At 70.5% G+C, this 3,570-nt stretch carries 5 protein-coding genes; 2 read left to right on the forward strand and 3 right to left on the reverse strand.

Features of this window, described 5'->3' with window-relative positions:
• From APM_RS10940 to epmA, 3 genes are all read right to left on the reverse strand, one after another.
• Positions 1 to 535, reverse strand: a 535-nt coding sequence (locus APM_RS10940; RefSeq protein WP_007423440.1) for a heme-dependent oxidative N-demethylase subunit alpha family protein, incomplete at its 3' end; no start/stop codon positions are given.
• Positions 529 to 885, reverse strand: a complete 357-nt coding sequence (locus APM_RS10945) for a hypothetical protein (protein ID WP_007423439.1) — start codon at positions 883 to 885, stop codon at positions 529 to 531. The genes APM_RS10940 and APM_RS10945, both read right to left, overlap by 7 nt.
• A 75-nt stretch (positions 886 to 960) precedes the next feature.
• Positions 961 to 1,950 (reverse strand): EF-P lysine aminoacylase EpmA, encoded by a 990-nt coding sequence (epmA, locus tag APM_RS10950; protein WP_007423441.1) that lies wholly within the window; start codon positions 1,948 to 1,950, stop codon positions 961 to 963.
• A 23-nt stretch (positions 1,951 to 1,973) separates the two neighbouring features.
• Between epmA and APM_RS10955 the strand changes: the two genes are divergently transcribed.
• Positions 1,974 to 2,951, forward strand: a complete 978-nt coding sequence (locus APM_RS10955) for a lysine-2,3-aminomutase-like protein (protein ID WP_007423442.1) — start codon at positions 1,974 to 1,976, stop codon at positions 2,949 to 2,951.
• A gap of 12 nt (positions 2,952 to 2,963) precedes the next feature.
• Entirely contained in the window at positions 2,964 to 3,413 is a 450-nt protein-coding gene (gene aroQ, locus APM_RS10960; protein ID WP_007423443.1) for a type II 3-dehydroquinate dehydratase, read from the forward strand.
• Positions 3,414 to 3,570: the final 157 nt, after the last annotated feature.

Genomic DNA, 3,570 nt, shown 5'->3' on the forward strand with positions numbered 1-3,570 from the left:
TCGCGGCCCAGCTTGTCCGCCAGCCGCCAGCGCGAGGGAAAGCATGGATGGCGGCAAGGTCGCGGCCCAGCTTGTCCGCCAGCCGCCAGCGCGAGGGAAAGCATAGCACCGCCGCCGTGAGCGTCGCCGTCGCCGGGTCGAGCAGGCAGAGATCCTCCTGCACCAGCCTTCCGGCGAGTTCGAGCGGGTCGCATTCCGGCGCCGCAAGGTTCCACCGCTCGCCGGTGAGGCGGTTTTCCAGCATCGCGCCGGCCAGGGCGAACCAGGGCGCACGATCGGCGAGCAGGTGGCCGGCGACCAGGAGCAATGTCTCGCGCCGCGCCGCCTCGCTGGACGGCAGCGCGCCGAACACCTCGGCCCGGCGCAGGCCGAGCAGCGCCCGGCGTTCCGCCATCTGCGCAGGGTAGTCGGCGCCGAAGGCGGTCAGTTCCGCGGGCGGACGGGCGATCAGCCCCATCGCCGGCCGGTAGGGGCCGGGCGCGAAGGGCAGCCAGAGCGGCGAGGCAGGCAGCGCCGGCGGCGGGGCGGTCAGCAATCGTTGCCGCGCAAGGTGAAGGATTTCACCATGCCGCCCTCGAGCGCGAAGGTGACGGTGCATTGCCGCGTATAGGTATCGGGCTGGAAAAACGGGCCGTAATAGGGGCCGTAGAAGCCCGGATAGGGCGGCACGAAGCCCGGCTGGTAGGAATACGACCGCTCGACATAGGCGAAATAGGTCTTGCCATCGACCGTGATCTTGCGGTCCGGCACGCCGAGTGCGGCCACCAGCGCCGATTCCGGCCGCCCGACATAGGCCGACATCCGCTCGGCAAGGCTTGGCCCCACCGCGCAGCCGGCCAGAACCAGGGCCACGACCGGCGCAGCCAGAACAAGCTTCCTTCGCATCGCACGCTCCTCGTCTCCGGGCCTTGGCCCGTTGGTGATGTGGAATGTCTACAGTGGGTCCGTTTCCGGCTTATATCAGAGCCATAACACATCGGTGATGCGCGCGGCGCCGGCGGCGATCATCGCCAGGCGGTCGAACCCCAGGGCAATCCCCGCGCAATCCGGCATCCGCCCCACCGCCGCCACGAAATCTTCATCGAGCGGCCAGTCCTCGCGGCCATACAGCGCGTGCCGCCGCGCCCGGTCGGCCTCGAAGCGGGCCCGCTGCTCGACCGGATCGGTCAGCTCGGCGAACGCGTTGGCAAGCTCCATCCCGCACACATACAGCTCGAAGCGCTCGGCGACGCGCGGATCGTCCGCCCGCCGCCGCGCGAGGGCGGCGAGCGGCGCCGGCCAGTCGGTCAGGAAGGTCGGATTTTGGCGACCGAGATGCGGTTCGATCCGCCCGAGCATGAGGCGGAAGAACAGGTCCTCCCAGTCCTCGCCGTCGCGGCGCGCCACCCCGGCATCGGCGGCCAGCCGGTCGGCATCGCCGACGCTCGCCAGCACATCGACACCGCAATGGCGCGCGAAGGCCTCGGCGACGCTCAGCACCTCGATCGCGGCAAGATCGGTCGTCACCCCCCGGCACGTCACGACCGGCGGCAGCACGGCGCGGAGGAGCTGCGTCGTCTCCTCGATCATGGAGGAAAAATCGGCCCCCGGGCGATACCATTCGAGCATGGTGAATTCGGGCGCATGCGTGTCCGACCCCTCATGGTCGCGCCAGACCCGGGCGAGCTGGAACATCCGCCCGGCGCCGCCGGCGAGCAGCTTCTTCATCGCGAATTCGGGGCTGGTATGCAGCCATTTCCGCGCCGCCGCGCCATCCGGCGCATGCACAATGGTCGACAGGGCGGCGAGATGCACTTCCTCGCCCGGCGCGGGGACGAGGCAGGGCGTCTCCACCTCGATATATCCGCGGGCGGTGAAGAAGGCGCGCGTCGCCTGCGCGAGCAGCCCGCGCCGCCGCAGGAAGGGCAGCCGGGCGGCGAGGCGGTCGGGGTCCCATGCTTGTCTGGCCATGCGCCGCAGGATAGCACCGCCGCATGGCCACTCCCACGCTCCGCACCGCAGACCAGCTGATCGAGGCCGGGCTCGCCCCGCCTTCCGCCCGCGCGGGGCTCGAGGCCGTCGCCGCGCGCTACGCCACCGCGATCCCGGCACCGCTCGCCGCCCTGATCGGTGATCCGGCGGACCCGATCGGCCTTCAGTTCATCCCCGACCCCGCCGAGCTCGAAACCGCCCCCCACGAGCGCGCCGACCCGATCGGCGATGACGCGCTCTCCCCGGTGCCCGGCATCGTCCACCGCTACCCCGACCGCGCGCTGCTCAAGCCCACCCTTGCCTGCCCGGTTTATTGCCGGTTCTGCTTCCGCCGCGAGCATGTCGGCCCGGAGGGTGGCGTGCTGTCCGAAGCAGAGCTCGAGGCGGCGTTCCGCTGGCTCGCGGATCACGATGCGGTGAGCGAGGTAATCCTGACCGGCGGCGACCCGCTCATCCTCTCGCCCCGCCGCCTTGGCGCGATCTTCGCCCGGCTGCGCGCGATCCCGCATATAAGCCGGCTGCGGCTGCACACCCGCGTGCCGTTGGCCGATCCGGCGCGGATCACGCCGGCGCTGCTCGCGGCGCTCGATCTCGACCCGCCGCTCTTCCTCGTGCTGCACGCCAACCACGCGCGCGAATTCGGCGCCGAGGCCCGCGCCGGGCTGAGGGCGCTGCGCCGCGCCGGGATTCCGCTGCTCGGCCAGTCGGTGCTGCTGCGCGGCGTCAACGATTCGGCGGACACGCTGCGCGCCCTGTTCGAGACCATGCTCGAATGCGGCGTGAAACCGTATTACCTGCACCAGCTCGACCCCGCCCCCGGCACCGCCCGCTTCCGCGTGCCGATCGTCGAGGGCCGGGCGCTGATCGCCGCCCTGCGCGGCACGATTTCCGGCCATGCCCTGCCGACCTATATCCTCGATTCGCCCGCCGGAAAGACCACGCTCGAACCCTCGCCGGTTTCCCTTTCCGCCGGCCTGTGATAGGCGCGCATCATGCCTGTACCGCTGATCGCCGTGCTGAACGGCCCGAACCTGAACATGCTGGGGCTGCGCGAGCCGGAAATCTACGGCATCCAGACCCTTGACGATCTCGAGGCGCTCTGCGCCGAGGCGGCCGAGGAGCTGGGCCTCGCCATCGATTTCCGCCAGACCAACGGCGAAGGCGAGCTGATCACCTGGGTGCAGGAATGCCGCGGCCGCGCCGCCGGCATCATCATCAACCCGGCGGGCTACTCGCACACCTCGATCGCGCTGATGGACTCGCTGCACGCGGTCGACCTTCCGGTCATCGAGGTGCATCTGTCCAACATCCATCAGCGCGAGGCGTTCCGCCATCATTCATACGTATCGCAGGCCGCGCGCGGCGTGATCTGCGGCCTTGGTTTCACCGGCTACCGGCTGGCGCTTCAGGCGATCGCCGAGATTGTGGAGCAGGAAGCATGAGTCTCTCCTTCGACCCCGAGGTGCTGCGCGCACTCGCCGCCCTTCTCAAGGACGGCGACCTGGCCGAGATCGAGCTTGAGGAAGGCGACCGGCGGCTGCGCCTGGCCCGCGCCAGCGCGCAGGCGGCACAGTTCGTCGCCGCGCCCGCCTATCCCGC

Origin of the sequence: Acidiphilium sp. PM, from assembly GCF_000219295.1 — a bacterium.
GTDB classification, from domain to species: Bacteria; Pseudomonadota; Alphaproteobacteria; order Acetobacterales; family Acetobacteraceae; genus Acidiphilium; species Acidiphilium multivorum.